Here is a 14,358-nt window from a genome sequence, read left to right as displayed (position 1 = left end):
CCGGGAATCGTAGTACAATACATGTATGAACGACTCAGCAGACAAGGAGTGAAAGCGATGGATTTGCAGTTGCAAGGCCGGACGGCGATCGTGCTCGCTTCGTCGAAAGGATTGGGCAAGGCGACGGCGCTGCAATTGGCCAAGGAAGGCGCGAATGTGACGCTATCGGGCAGGAGCGAGGAGACGCTGCGGCTGGCGGCGGAGGAGCTGGAAGCGGCGGCCGGCGGGCGGAAACCGCTTGCGGTACAAGCCGACGTAACGAAGGCGGACGATATCGCGCGGATCGTGCGGGAGACGGCGGAACGTTTCGGCGCCGTGGACATTCTGATCAACAATGCGGGCGGCCCGGCGCCGGGCACGTTCGACCGGTTGACGGACGAACAGTGGCAGCAAGGCTTCGAATTGACGCTGCTCAGTTTCGTTCGTTCGATTCGCGAGGCGCTGCCTTATATGCGCAAGCAGCGTTTCGGGCGCATCGTCAATTTCACGTCGACGTCCATGAAGCAGCCGATCGACAATTTGCTGCTGTCCACAACGTTTCGCGTCGGCGTCATGGGCCTGGCCAAATCGCTCGCGTCCGAGCTGGCGCCGAGCGGCATCTTGATTAATACGCTCGGTCCGGGCCGGTTTGCGACGGATCGGGTATTGCACTTGGACGGCATTCAAGCCGAGGCGGCCGGCATGCCGCTCGCGCAGATTCAGGCGCAAGAAGCGGCCCGCATCCCGCTCGGCCGTTACGGCGAGCCGGAGGAATTCGGGCGGCTGGCGGCGTTTCTCGCCTCCCCGGCCAACAGCTATATGACCGGGCAAGCGCTCTTGATTGACGGCGGAGTCGTGAAGGCGATGTAAGCGCGGGCGGGGCGGCGCGATGTGCGTGAAAGGTCAAAGAGGAAGATGTTTGCTGGCCGGCAAGCATCTTCCTCTTCTTTTAAAGATGGAGATAATCGTTCAGATCTTCCCCGGATAATTTCCTTTTTATTCGCAGAACGTTTCGTCTCAAGTTTAACATGACCAGACTAACCGCAAGTTTTTCGTCCTTCATCCGGATCGATTCGTAAATTTGTTTATGCAGTTTATAGCTGTCTTTCAAATTATGCTCCGCGAACACCCTGTTCAACTCGTCGAGATAATGGACGTAATCGCTTTGGATGGACATGACGGAATGAGACAAGACCTTATTGTGGGCTCCTTTTAAAATAGCCAGATGGAATCGCACGTCCGCTTTGGAGTACTTTTTATAATCATGGGTATTTTTCTCCATGTCGGCGAGGGCGGCTTCAATTTCTTCCATATCCTCCCTTGTAGCGTTGCGAATGCAAAGCTCCACAGCTTTGACCTCGATCGCTTCCCGAAACTCGGTCATGTCGAGCAGTTCCTTGTCGGTAAAATTGACAATAATGCGATTGGGCGTCGAATCGGCTTGGTTGATATAATTGGATACAAAAGAGCCTTTCCCTTGATGCGTCGTAATCAGTCCCATGGTGCGGAGCATTTGTAGAGCCGCGCGAATGCTGACTTTGCTGATGCCAAGCTCGGCATGCAATTCGCTTTCCGACGGAATTTTGGTTCCGGCTTTCCATTCGCCCGTTTCGATTTTATTCAAACAATAATGGTAGACTTTGTCAACGATGCTTTGACGTTTATTTTCCAACTTGCATTCACCTGACTCGCCCCGAAACTTTACCCGAAGTATACTATTAAAGCCGGAGCTAGTCAATGAAAGGGAAGGCTATAGGAAAGAGGGATCCTCCAACCCCTTAGCGTCGTTAACGATGCCGAATTTTCGAAGCATTACCGCCAGTTCGCGATTCCAAAATGCCCAATCATGCCCGCCGTCGCTTTCCTCGAAAGTATAGTCGAAGGAAGTGCGTTTCAGCATAAAATCGCGGAAGGCGATATTCGTTTGATATAGTGGGTCGCTTTTTCCGCAGCTATGATAAATGATAGGTTTGGGAACGTCCTTTGTATCCAGTTCGCCGGCGATGTGGAACAGGTCGTTTGCCGTATGGGCCAATTCTTCTTTTCCGCCGAAAACGTTATAGAAATTATCCTCAAAATCCGAAACGGTAAACATCGAGTTCCGACTTGCCGCCTCCAAAGCTTCCGATGGAGAGATTGCGCCGGAAAGGCAGCCGGCCGCGGCGAAACGATCGGGACAATTCAGCGCCAATTTCAAAGCTCCGTAACCTCCCATGGACAGGCCGGCGACATAATTGTCTTCTCGCTTATCGGAGGCCGGGAAGAAATTGCTTACCACGATCGGCAGTTCCTGCGAGAAAAACTCGAAATAGCGGTGGCCGTGTTTGCTATCCGTATAAAAGCTTCGATGAGCGTTCGGCATTACGACGATAATATCGTAATCTCTCACCAGCAGTTCGATCAGACTTTTGCGGAGCCAGGAAGTATGGTCGTCGGAATGGCCGTGCAGCAGATAGAGCACGGGATATTTTTTGTCCGGGTTCGGGACATGAGGCTGCTGTCTCTTCTCCGGAAGAAGCACTGTCATGGAGCTGTCCATTCCTAATGTGTACGAAAAAAAGTTGCAATTGATAAGTGCCATGCTTAAAACCATCCTTTTATTTTTATGAAAATGAAATTATGAAACGAAGAAGCTGATAATCAGTAGAATGAAAAAAGTGACAAGGGCCGAAACGCCTGTAAAGACGGTCCAGGATTTAAAGGTAGATTTAATATCGAGATTTAAATATTCCTTGAACATCCAAAACCCGGAATCGTTGACGATCGAGAACGACGAAGCGCCATTGGCGATAACCAGGCCTACGAGCGCAAGATATGTCGGGGAAAGCGCCGCCGTTTGCGGCATAGCCGCCAAAATGCCCGCAGTCATCGTCATGGAGACGATTGCGGAGCCGACGGAGATTCGCAGCGCAACCGCGATGACGAACGCCACGACGATCATCGGCATGTTCAAGCCTGAGACGAAGTCGCCGATCAACGTTCCCGTTCCGGAATATTCGAGCATATATCTGAGGACGCCGCCGCCGGCCGTAACGAGAATAATGACCGCAACGGGGTTCAGCGCTTTTGTCATCATCTTCTCGATCTGCTCGGCTTTGAAACCGCGCCGAATCCCCAAGAAGTAAATGGCGAGAATGTTGGCGATCGTCAACGCTGCGAAAGGCTGCCCGATAAATTTGCAAATCGCTTTGATCGCAACGATGGCGTCCGATTCGGATTGAATCATGGCCGAACCCGTATTAAGCAAAATGAGCAAAATGGGAGCGATAATAATGAACAGTACGGTGCCAAACGAAACCTCTTTGACGTTGCTGTCTTTCTCGCTGGAAAGGAACGTCTCCGGTACCGGGACGAACATTTTATTGCCGACGATTTTCCCCAAAAAATAACCCGATACTACCCAGGAAGGGATAACGACAATAACGGCGATAAGCGTCATAATGCCGAGGTTCGCGCCGAGCTGCCCGGAAATAAGAATGGGACCGGGAGTCGGGGCGATCATCTGGGACAAGCCGATGCCGGCAATCATCGGTATGGTGAATGCCAAGACCGATCTGCCCGTTTGCTTGGCGACTTGAAAGACAAGAGGCAGCAGGATGATGAATGCGGCGTCGTAAAAGACCGGGATCCCGACGAGCAGCGAAGTAATGCCGATGGCGAAAACCGCTCTTTTCTCGCCGAATTTGCCGATCAAGGTGTTGGCCAGCACCTCGGCGGCTCCCGTAGCCGCAAGCAATCCGCCAAACATGGAACCGAGCCCGACGATCAGCGCGATGGAGCCGAGCGTGTTGCTGATTCCGGTTGAGAACGCTTTCAAAACCGTGTCGATTGGCATGCCGGAGCCGAAACCGATAAATGCCGCGGCGATCAAGATGGAAATTAAAGAGTGAAGTTTGAGCTTGATAATTAGAAACAAAAGCAATGCAAGCCCCAGTAATGCAACAATGACCAGTCTGGTTGGGTCCGCGACGAAAGTCGTGTCCATTTGTGATTCCCCCCTGTAGAAAATAGTAGCTGTGTGAACGAAATGAATTTGATATAACTTAACTAATGTGTTGTGAGTTTTGTTTGCAGTAATTACGGCGTTTTTGTATTCATTTCATATAACACAACTAATGTGTTGTTTCAGTATATGCCCATTCGATACGATTGTCAACTGGGGATTTTCCACATGGGGATTTTGCACCGAGTGTTTATCGTCTGTTGGAAATCGTCCAGTCAAAAACGCGGATTTTTCGATTGAAGCGGGTCTCTGTTGGAAAATGTCCAACGTATGAGGCTTAGTTTTGTTATTTGGGTGCGATTATGCGGTTTTCGTTGGACAAAATCCAACGAAAGGACGGACATTTCAATTCAGACGGAAAAACCGTTGGATCAAATCCAACGGCGCTTGGGCCCGTTTCGCTTTTCGCACGGCTTGTTCGATGTCGTTGAACTTCTAGCGGAACTCACAGCCGTTATTTCAGCTCAATAGGGGGTTTGCAACATGTAACGGATCTAGGGGACGTTATTGTGCGGATAGAACGTCTTTTTGACCCATTTACAAGCAAATAGCGTCTCCTGCTTCCGTTAAAATTTCAATTGTGCTAAAAAAACGAAAATAAGGGCGCTCGCTTCCGTTCACATTGCTCGACCGGCGATTCTGGGCTCGCGGGCAGGGCGCATGGCGTCGCCCGTTGCCGGCGCAAGTTCAAACGCTCGCCCCGCGCCCCCGCCGGCCCAGCGCCCCTGCCGTGCCGCGCCTCGTGCGCCCCCCGCCGGCCCAGCGCTCCTGCCGCGCCCCGTGCGCTCTGCGCAGCAGCCCCGCACGAGCCACGCGCTCTCGCCCACCACGCGCGCCGCGCCTCGTGCGCCCGGCGCAACCCGAGCGCGGCACACGCTCGTCCTGCGCCCCCGTGGCGCCCGGCATCCGCCTCGCGTGGGTTTGCAGTGCCTCGTGCGCCCCCCGCCGGCCCAGCGCCCCTATCGCGCCGCGCCCCGTGCGCTCTGCGCAGCAGCCCCGCGCGAGCCACGCGCTCTCGCCCCCCACGCGCGCCGCTACTTCAAATGCAGCTTGCGGAATTGCTTCGGCGACAGCCCTTCGAAACGTTTGAACGCCTTGCTGAAATATTTCTCGTCCTGGTAGCCGACGCTGCTGGCGATCGACGATATTTTCAGTTCCGAATCGGCGAGCAGCACCTTGGCGCGGTCGATCCGCAGGCGGGAGACGAAATCGGTCCAATTTTCGCCGAATTGTTGTTTGAACGTGCGCGAAATATGGCTTGGGCTTAAATAAAATTGCTCCGCCAACTTTTGCAAATTCAATTCCTCGCAGTAGTGCGCGCGAATATATTGTTTAATTTCGTGGATCGTATTCGCCTGCTGGCGCCGTTCGAAGAGACGGCCCGTTTCGCTTAACATCTCTGCCATTTTGTCGACCCATACTTCCAGCGACAGCTCCTCCCATTCGTTTAACGGAAGGGCAAAGGACAGATCGGCCTCAATCAGCATCGGCAGGTCCGACCCGACCGACGGGTCCGTCGGATCCGGCATCGTATCGATCTCTTTGGCCCATTTCGACTGCAGCAATACGAACTCCTGCCACCACAATTCGAGCTGCCGCACGGTGATCGAAGGCAGTTCGCCCGCTTTCCGCGCCCACTCCATTAGCAATGCCCGGACGGAATCGGCGTCGTTGCGCCGGATTGCGAACAGCAGCCGATCGGCATAATCGGATAAAGGAACCTGATGCGGAACGAACTGCTGGTCGTTGTAATAATGCTCGTACTGGAACCGTTCCAGCAAATTGCGCTGTTTCAATGCGGTTCGCGCATCGGAATACGCTCTGGGCAAGCCTTGCGGAAATGGCGACGTTCGTCCGATGCCGATATAGAAACGGCCGCGCAGCGCCGTATACAACGCTTCCTGAATTTGCGCGACGAACTGCGGCACATCGGGTAAACGTTTGAAAAACAGCAGCACGATTTCGTTTTTGTCGTTCCAATTTTGAAAAGCGAGCCCCGTATTGTCTTTCTGCATCAGTTCATTGCAAATATTCGCAATCGAAAAGATGAGCAGATCAAGCGCAAAGGCGAATTTGCGGCGCAACCCGAAATCGAGCACATCGAGCGTAATGACGGCCGCGCGGCATTGGCGCGTCTCGCGCCCGATATTGTATTCTTCCTGCAGCGTGCGGGAGACCGCGCTATACTGGTCGGGATCTTGAATGAGCCGCGAGAACAAATTGTCGGCTAATACGGGCTTATATTGATTCGCCCGCATATGGATCTCCTGGGTCTTCGTTCTCGTCTGCTCTTCCCGGTTCCAGCAGGCGAGCGCCTTCTCGAATACTTCCGTTAACTCCTCTTCGTCAATCGGTTTCAGAATATAATCGAAACTGCCGAATTTCAGCGCGCTGCGTACATAATGAAAATCGTTGTAGCCGCTAATAATGACGACTTTCATCCGTTCGTCGTGTTCGTGAATCCACTTCAACACTTCAATGCCGTCCATCCCCGGCATGCGGATATCGGTGAAGACGATTTGCGGTTTTTCCCTTTGCATGATTTCAATCGCTTCCATGCCGCTGCAAGCTTCCATGACTTCCTGCACTCCATACCGATCCCACGGTATCAGAAGCCGGATGGACTCCCGAACGGGAGGCTCGTCGTCGATGATCAAAATTTTCATAGGTTAGACTCCTCCTTCCGTATGCGAGACGGGAATGATAAGCACGACGCGGAATCCTTGCGGCTCCGCGCGCTCGACCGTCATCTGCGCGTATTCACGGTAATAGAGATTGAGCCGCGACAATACGTTGACTAGCCCGATATGTTCGGACGGATCGGATGCTTCCCGTTTGAAGTCCTCCAATCGCCGCCGCATCGCCTTCAATTCCTCTTCGCCGATGCCGAAGCCGTTGTCGCAAACTTCAATATGCAGCCTGCCGGTCTCGGGTGAAATAAAGCAACGAATTCTTATGCGGTTTTCTTCATTGCCGCCCATAAAACCGTGTTTAAAATAATTTTCGGCGAGCGGCTGGATAATCATCTTCGGAATAAGAAGCTGTTCCGTCTCCGGTTCGACCTCGAGCTGTTCGGCGAATTGATCGCGGAACCTTTGCTTTTGCAATTTCAAGTACGCTTTCACGTAATCGATCTCGCTCTTGAGCGGCACCATCGTCTCGTCGGTATTCATGCTGTACCGCATCATTCTGCCGAGCGAGGAGATGAGGGAATACACCTCGCGGTTTTGCTGCTGTAAAGCGAGCGCGCCGATCGATTGCAGCGCATTGTTCAAAAAATGCGGGTTAATTTGCGCCTGCAGCGCCTTTAGTTCATTTGTTTTGTTGGCGACTTCCAATTTATATTCTTTCAGCACCAACTCGTTGATTGTATGCATCATCGATTTGAAGCGCAAGGCGAGCGTGCCCAGTTCGTCGTTGCGGTTCATCTGAATGTCCACATTCATATTCCCAAGCTTGATTTTATTAATATAGCCGATCAATTGCCCGATCGGAGCCGTCATTTTAATCGAAATGAAGACCGTCACGATCATGGCGACGATGAGAAAGATCAGGCCGATGACGAGGTTGATGCTGGAGAGCTGCCGCTCCGTTTTATACAGTATCGAGTCGGGTATGCGCTTGACGATCGTCCAATCCAAGTAGGGAAGATGGATATTCTCGAAAATATAGATGCCGGCATAAGAGCCGTCCTCCATGCGGAACGAATTGCTGACGCCCGCTTTCGTTTCCTGCTGCAGCCGCCGAACCCATGGATCGGTCAACTGCCGGCCGAAGATGCCCGCATCGGGGGCGTAAATGACGGAACCGGCCGCGTCGATAATGTACAGTTCCTCTTCGCCGCGGGTATACAGTTCCTCGGAGATTCGTTTGATCGTATCGGTGCTAATATCGATCGACAGCGTGCCGAGCGCCGTCTTCGGAAACAGATCGTACAAGGCGTGATGAAACGTAATGACTTGCGGCTTGCTCGTTTGCAGATAGCTTTTGCCATACGTATGCATCGGATGCGGCGGAATTACTTCGCTTTGCCGCTCGGTCACAAAGGGCTGCCGGTAAGGAGAACCATTGGCATCGGGAATAATCAATCGCTTGTTATATAGATACGAACGGTCCGCCTGAGCCGAATAGAGATAGATTTGCCTTACGTCCGCAAGCGAAAACTCGATCGCATGCAGCGCCATCAAGATTTCGCGTTCCGTATTATACAATTCCAGTTCGGAGAAAAAATTTTTGGTGCGGTTTTTCAAAATTTCCATTAAAGGCTCGTTGTTGTATATGGATTTGGGCATGAGCTGCATCGTTTGCAAATAATTGACCAGATTCGTTTTACCTTGATAGAGCAAGTTGGAGTTGTCTTTCACCGCTTTCTCCGACAGTCGCTCCTGCGTAAACAAGTGGGTAATGAGGATCGAGGTGGCAAGCGGCACTACGGTGGCGATCAGCATCAAGAGCATCAATTTGTTGCGCAGACTACCCGTAAACATGGGATCCCCTCCGTCTAAGTTCGCCTTATTTCTTATTAATGCAACCTCTATTAAACACTACAGGCTCCTCCATGTATAGCAATCGCTTACATTATAACAAAATAGTGCACCATATGCGCAAAGGAGGAGGTGTTTTACCGGCAAGAAACATTTTACAATGAACATACTCGATACCTCCCAATTCTCGATAAGGAGGCGCTTCTAATGAATAGAGGGAAGCCTGGAATAGGAAATCTTATGCATCAATGGGTGTTTGTCGGTCCGGCGTTGTTGTTTTTTGCGGTCATCGTCATCATCCCCTTCCTGATGAATATTTACTATTCGTTTACGGAGTGGAACGGCATCAGCTCGAATATGAACTTCATCGGATTCGACAATTACAAGCACATCATTATGAACGATACCGATTTCCGCAACGCCTTCTGGTTTACGATCCGGTTCTCCGTCGCGGAGATCGTGCTGACCAACGTCGTCGGCTTCGCCCTGGCGCTGCTGCTGACGCAAGCGTTGAAATCGAAAAATGTGCTGCGCACCGTCTTCTTTATGCCGAATGTCATCGGCGGCTTGCTGCTCGGATTTATTTGGCAATTTATTTTCGTCAAAGGATTCTCGGCGATCGGCGAAGCGACGGGTTGGGGATTCTTCGAACTGCCTTGGTTGGGCGACGCGCCGACGGCGTTCTGGGGCATTGTCATCGTAGCCGTATGGCAAGGAGCCGGGTATTTGATGATCATCTATATCGCGGCGCTCGGCAACGTTCCGAAAGATATGCTGGAAGCGGCCACGATCGACGGGGCGAACCGCTGGCAAGTATTGCGGCGCATAACGATTCCGCTCATTATGCCGGCGTTTACCATTTGCTTGTTTCTAACGATTTCGTGGGCGTTCAAAATGTTCGACCTGAACCTCTCGCTCACGAAAGGCGGCCCGTTCAATTCGACCGAGTCGGTGGCGCTTAATATTTACCAGGAAGCGTTCCGCAACGACAAGTACGGTTTGGGCACCGCCAAATCCTTAATTTTCTTCGTCGCCGTGGCGCTGATCAGCTTGATCCAAGTCGCGTACACGAAGAAAAAGGAGGTTGAGGTGTAATGCTGGGGGAAGGCAAATATACGGTAAACAAGTTCATTCTAGAAATCGCGGGCGTATTGCTGGCTCTCATTTTTTTGGTTCCGTTCTACTTTCTGATCGTCAACTCGTTTAAGACGTTTGCGGATTTGCAGGTCAATACGGCCAGTTTGCCGACCAACTTCACATTGGATAACTATACGCGAGTTTGGAGCATTATCGACTTTCCGAAAGTATTTACCAACTCCTTGCTTATTACCGTACTTAGCAACATTGGCCTGGCGGTAATTAGCTCGATGGCCGCTTACCGGATATTGCGCTATCCGTCGCGGTTCAACCGTATCGCATTTCTGCTGTTCGTAGCCGCCATGGTCATCCCGTTTCAATCGATTATGATCCCGCTTGTGCGCGTGGCAAACATCGCCGGACTGATGGATAGCATGTACGGACTGATCATTTGTTATTTTGGATTCGGGGTCTCGCTCAATCTGTTCCTATACCACGGATTTATGAAAAGCATTCCGCTGGAAGTCGAGGAGGCGGCCGTCGTGGACGGATGCAGCAAATACGGCTTGTACTGGAAAATCGTCTTCCCGCTGCTGAAGCCGATTACGATTACGGTCATTATTTTGAACACGCTTTGGATTTGGAACGACTATCTGCTCCCGTCGCTGATGATGCATAGTCCGAGCCTGCGGACGATCCCGCTGGCGACATACGCATTCTTCGGCCAATATACGAAGCAATGGGATTTGGCTATGGCGGCGTTAACGCTCGGTATTTTACCGATCATCGTGTTCTTTCTGTCCTTGCAAAAGCATATTATCGCCGGCATTACGGCCGGTTCGGTGAAAGGATAAGGTTAAGATTAAGATTAAGGTTTGGGTTAATCCTCCAGTCGTTTTGGGGTTAACGATATAATATAGTCAAGAATAAAGGGAGGTTTTCATCAGTGAAAAAGACATCGTTGATGCTGCTCGTTTTGACGATGGTGGTTGCTTTGCTTGCGGCTTGCGGCGGCAAAGGCGCGAGCAACGGAGGCGCGCCCGAGACCGGCGGCGGTGCCAAGGAACCTGAAACCGTTGGGACGGAAGGCGGCGGCGAGAAAAAAGACGTCAAAATTAGAATGTTCCAATTCAAGGTGGAAATTGCCGAACAGTTATCCCGCTTAGTGGCCGAATACGAGAAAGAAACCGGCGTCAAAATTGAAGTCGAAACGGTCGGCGGAGGCGCGGATTACGGCGCGGCGTTAAAAGCGAAGTTTAACTCTGGGGACCGGCCGGATATTTTCAATAACGGAGGATTTTCCGATCTCGATTTGTGGCTCGAGCATTTGGAAGATTTGTCCGACCAGCCGTGGATCGGCGACTTGGCGCAAGGCTCGGGAGACGGCATGACGAAGGATGGCAAACTGTACGGCATGCCTGTCGGCTTGGAAGGATACGGCTATATTTACAATAAAGATTTATTCGCCAAAGCCGGCATTACAGAGCTTCCGAAGACGTTCAGCGAGCTTGAAGCGGTTGCGCAAAAGCTGCAGGACAATGGAATTACGCCGTTCGAAAACGGATACGGCGAGTGGTGGGTGCTCGGGAACCATTTCGTGAACGTTCCGTTCTCCAACCAGCCGGATCCGGATAAATTTATACAAGGCTTGTATGACGGTACGGAAAAAATTCCGGGCAACCCGGTATTCGAAAATTGGGTGAAGCTGTTCGATTTGACGTTGAAATTCGGCAATAAAAACCCGCTGCAAACGGATTACAACACGCAGGTGACCGATTTCGCCACAGGCAAAACGGCGATGACGCAGCAAGGAAACTGGACGCAAGTGCAAATCTCCAACACGAATCCGGATATTAACATCGGTTTCCTGCCGATGCCGATCAATGACGATGCGGCGGCTTCCGATAAGCTTCAAGTCGGCGTGCCGAACAACTGGGTCATTTACAAAGATTCGCCGGTCAAGGAAGAAGCGAAAGCGTTCCTGAACTGGATGGTCACATCCGAAACCGGCAAAAAGTTCATCACCGACGAATTCAAATTTATTCCGGCATTCAAATCGATTCCGGTCGATGCGAACGTAGTAGGGCCGCTTGCCGCGGATATTATGAAATATGTGGCCGAGGATAAAACGTTGACCTGGAACTGGTTCAAATTCCCGGGCGGCGAAGCGTCGAGCAAAAAATTCGGGGATATTATGCAAGGCTATATCGGCAAACAACTAACGAAAGATCAGATGCTGGACGAATTCCAGAAAACTTGGGAGAGTTTGAAGTAACGGGTATGCGGCCCCTTCGGGAAAAACGAGGGGGTCGCTTGTTTCTTTGAGCGATCTCAATCGGTCATGAAATAGTGCCTGTGTTGGAATTTATCCAATGTTTTCTTCGTTTGGGACGAGGAATTCGCCCTTTCATTGGAAATGATCCAACGAAATCTATAGAACAAAGGCGAAAATCGGAAAACTGCGCGAATTTCATTGGATATTTTCCAACCAAAGCTTGATTTACGCAACAGATTTCCAATTTCTACTGTACGTTTTCCAATAAGCGGCTACCGAGGCTTGCAAGATTGGCCCACGGTTTCGAGAAATTCTTATCATTCTTCCCTTTTGTCGATATCCCCTTTGATCAGAAGACGGATGCTCCGGACCTTTAAACCTTCATTTTGAACTTGCAGATACAGCGATTGAGCGTGCCGAAGCCGTCGGATTGCGGGCGTCCGACTCGTTCTGAATGACCGGGATATCGACAGAAGGGGGCATAAGGAGGATTCGAAAGGTCAGTGGGACTGTTGCCCGGACGACGCAAAAGAAGAGCCCCGAAAGGCTCTTCTTGAATTCATTTTATCGCGATAGTACAGGTTCTTGATTCATCTGCTCGGCTTCCTTGACGAGCGTCCGGCCGACTTCGCGGGCGGTGAAAAACGCGCGTTCGGCCAGTTCGCCTTTCCCGTTGCAGCCGTCGCCGCAGAAGTAGAAAGGAACGCTCTCGAGACGAGTAGGCAGCAGCCGGTTTGTCGCGATATTTTTGACGCTGGCAACCATCGCCTTTTTCGACATCCGTTTGACGGCGATCGCTTCGCGCCAGCCCGGATAATGCTGGTCGAATAAACTTTCCATCAACTGCACTTTTTCTTCCAAATACGCTTTGCGTTCGTTCTCATCTTCGAAGTTATCGTTCAAATACGCGATGCCTTGCAGCAATTGGCCGTTTTCCGGAACGAGCGTATGGTCGGTAGCCGACACGTCGCTGATGAACATTTTGTTGTTCATGTCGCTAATATAATGGAACGGCTTGGCGACGACGCGCGACAGCCCGATATCGTACACCATGACTTCGGTTGCCGTATTGTTCTCGTATGGCGCGAGGAACGGTTCCCACGGCGTGTTTTTCAACAATTTCGTAACTTGCTGCACCGGCATGGCGAAGATGACGCGATCGAATGTAAGCTCCCGGTTTTTCGTCTTCAAAATATATTGCCTGTTCTCGTAGCGAATATTGTCGACGCTTTCCTGCAGGGCGATTTCGAAGCGCCCGGAGCTTTCGATTTTTTGCTTTAACTGGTTCGTAATGACGGCCCAGCTTCCGAGAATGTAGTTGACGGGACGCTGCGATAGAAACAGGTTATGGTAGTATTCGCTAATCACCGGGCCCGGCACTTTGCGGGCGTCTTCCGGCGCAATGAAAAAATTCGAACAAACAAGATGTTCCCACAGTTCCTTCACTTCTTCGCTGGCATTCGATTCCGCCAAGTAATCGCCGAGCGTCTCGTAATTTTTCAATTGATGGATATGTCCGATAATCGCCGCAATTTCGCCGACGAAACGCATTTTTTCCATCGGATTTAAAATTTCGGTCTTCATGATGTTGACGAAATCGAGCGGCGCCGGCGTAATTTTGTTCATTTTCGCATACATGACTTTCCGTTTGTCGACTTGCTTGCTGCTGAAGGATAAGCCCAATTCCTTTTCCAGCGCGGAAATCGTATGCCGGTCGATGCCGTAAATGGCATGGGCGCCGTAGTTTAACGTAAATCCGGATTTTTCGTAAGTAAAGGCACGCCCGCCTAGATGAGGGCTGCGCTCGAATAATACACCTTCAATAGACTCGCAGTCTGATAAATAAGCGGCAGCCGTTAATCCAGCCAATCCTCCGCCGATGATTGCAACTTTCATTTTACAATCTCCCTTCGCGTTCTCCTCGATGTAAATTGGCGCTACCGGTTCTTCCGACCTTAGCCCTGCCCAAACGATCGCCAAGTTGTCGCGGATCAGCGACGTTAAGTCGGCGCCGTTCCGGGTACACCATAACGTTAGCGTTCCCACATAGGCGGCAACGAGCAAATTGGCTTTGCGCGGATCGGGGAGCCAGTGCAAAATGCTGTTGTACAAGTAGCGGTAAGGATCCCGCTCGCCGGAATCGCTTTCAGGATGCTGCAACGTCAGCGTCGTCATGCTGCGAATTAACTTCGGATACTGGCCGATGTTATGCGCCAAGTTGAGGAATAGCCGGTTAATATGGCTTTCCAGCGACTGAACTTTGGACGGCGGTTCATGCAGCCATGCTTCGACTACGGCATTCTGCTTACGGAATACCTCCCGCAAAATGTCTTCTTTGCTGTCAAAATAGTGGTAAAATGTACCTTTTGATGTGTTCGTGGCAGCGATGATTTCGTCGACGGATACGTTTTCATAACCTTTCTCGATGAACAGGTTCAAAGCGATTTCGGTCACGAATTCCCGCTTTTTCAGCGTTGCTTTTCGCATCGGCTTGCTCAAGCGTTCACGCTCCTTCACACCAGTATACTCACATTATAGGC

Annotated in this window: 10 protein-coding genes; 4 read left to right on the top strand and 6 right to left on the bottom strand. The window is 51.3% G+C overall.

Going from position 1 to position 14,358, the window contains the following annotated elements; genetic code table 11:
- Positions 1-57 precede the first annotated feature (57 nt).
- Positions 58-849: an SDR family oxidoreductase gene (locus LQ229_RS18450; protein WP_216539676.1), complete on the top strand. Its 792-nt coding sequence runs from the start codon at positions 58-60 to the stop codon at positions 847-849.
- Positions 850-928: 79 nt separating this feature from the next.
- Here the strand turns inward: LQ229_RS18450 and LQ229_RS18445 are convergent, their stop codons facing one another.
- The 5 genes from LQ229_RS18445 to LQ229_RS18425 form a co-directional block, all read right to left on the bottom strand.
- The gene (locus LQ229_RS18445) at positions 929-1,651 is read right to left on the bottom strand and encodes a FadR/GntR family transcriptional regulator (RefSeq protein ID WP_216539677.1); all 723 of its coding nucleotides are present in this window, start codon (positions 1,649-1,651) and stop codon (positions 929-931) included.
- Positions 1,652-1,729: 78 nt separating this feature from the next.
- On the bottom strand, positions 1,730-2,560 hold the full coding sequence (locus LQ229_RS18440; RefSeq protein ID WP_230192509.1) for an alpha/beta hydrolase family protein: 831 nt from the start codon (positions 2,558-2,560) through the stop codon (positions 1,730-1,732).
- 36 nt (positions 2,561-2,596) lie between these two features.
- The gene (locus LQ229_RS18435; RefSeq protein ID WP_230192508.1) at positions 2,597-3,964 is read right to left on the bottom strand and encodes a gluconate:H+ symporter; all 1,368 of its coding nucleotides are present in this window, start codon (positions 3,962-3,964) and stop codon (positions 2,597-2,599) included.
- A 1,052-nt stretch (positions 3,965-5,016) separates the two neighbouring features.
- Complete coding sequence (locus LQ229_RS18430; RefSeq protein WP_230192507.1) at positions 5,017-6,648, bottom strand: response regulator; 1,632 nt, start codon at positions 6,646-6,648, stop codon at positions 5,017-5,019.
- Between the two features lie 3 nt (positions 6,649-6,651).
- Positions 6,652-8,469, bottom strand: a complete 1,818-nt coding sequence (locus LQ229_RS18425) for a sensor histidine kinase (protein WP_216539681.1) — start codon at positions 8,467-8,469, stop codon at positions 6,652-6,654.
- 204 nt (positions 8,470-8,673) lie between these two features.
- On the opposite strand from LQ229_RS18425, the gene LQ229_RS18420 reads away from it, so the two are divergent.
- From LQ229_RS18420 to LQ229_RS18410, 3 genes are all read left to right on the top strand, one after another.
- Positions 8,674-9,561 carry a sugar ABC transporter permease gene (locus tag LQ229_RS18420; protein WP_216539682.1) on the top strand — a complete coding sequence of 296 codons (888 nt, stop codon included), beginning with the start codon at positions 8,674-8,676 and terminating at the stop codon, positions 9,559-9,561.
- Complete coding sequence (locus LQ229_RS18415) at positions 9,561-10,397, top strand: carbohydrate ABC transporter permease (protein WP_216539683.1); 837 nt, start codon at positions 9,561-9,563, stop codon at positions 10,395-10,397. Before LQ229_RS18420 ends, LQ229_RS18415 begins: the two co-directional genes overlap by 1 nt.
- 92 nt (positions 10,398-10,489) lie before the next feature.
- Positions 10,490-11,818, top strand: coding sequence for an ABC transporter substrate-binding protein (locus LQ229_RS18410; RefSeq protein WP_230192506.1), 1,329 nt, complete (start codon positions 10,490-10,492; stop codon positions 11,816-11,818).
- A 564-nt stretch (positions 11,819-12,382) separates the two neighbouring features.
- Here LQ229_RS18410 and LQ229_RS18405 read toward each other — a convergent pair.
- Positions 12,383-14,317 (bottom strand): FAD-dependent oxidoreductase, encoded by a 1,935-nt coding sequence (locus tag LQ229_RS18405; protein WP_230192505.1) that lies wholly within the window; start codon positions 14,315-14,317, stop codon positions 12,383-12,385.
- Between the last annotated feature and the right edge of the window lie 41 nt (positions 14,318-14,358).

This window comes from Paenibacillus sp. CECT 9249 (assembly GCF_918697855.1).
Lineage (GTDB): Bacteria > Bacillota > Bacilli > Paenibacillales > Paenibacillaceae > MSJ-34.
This window is presented reverse-complemented; position numbering and strand designations above follow the sequence as displayed.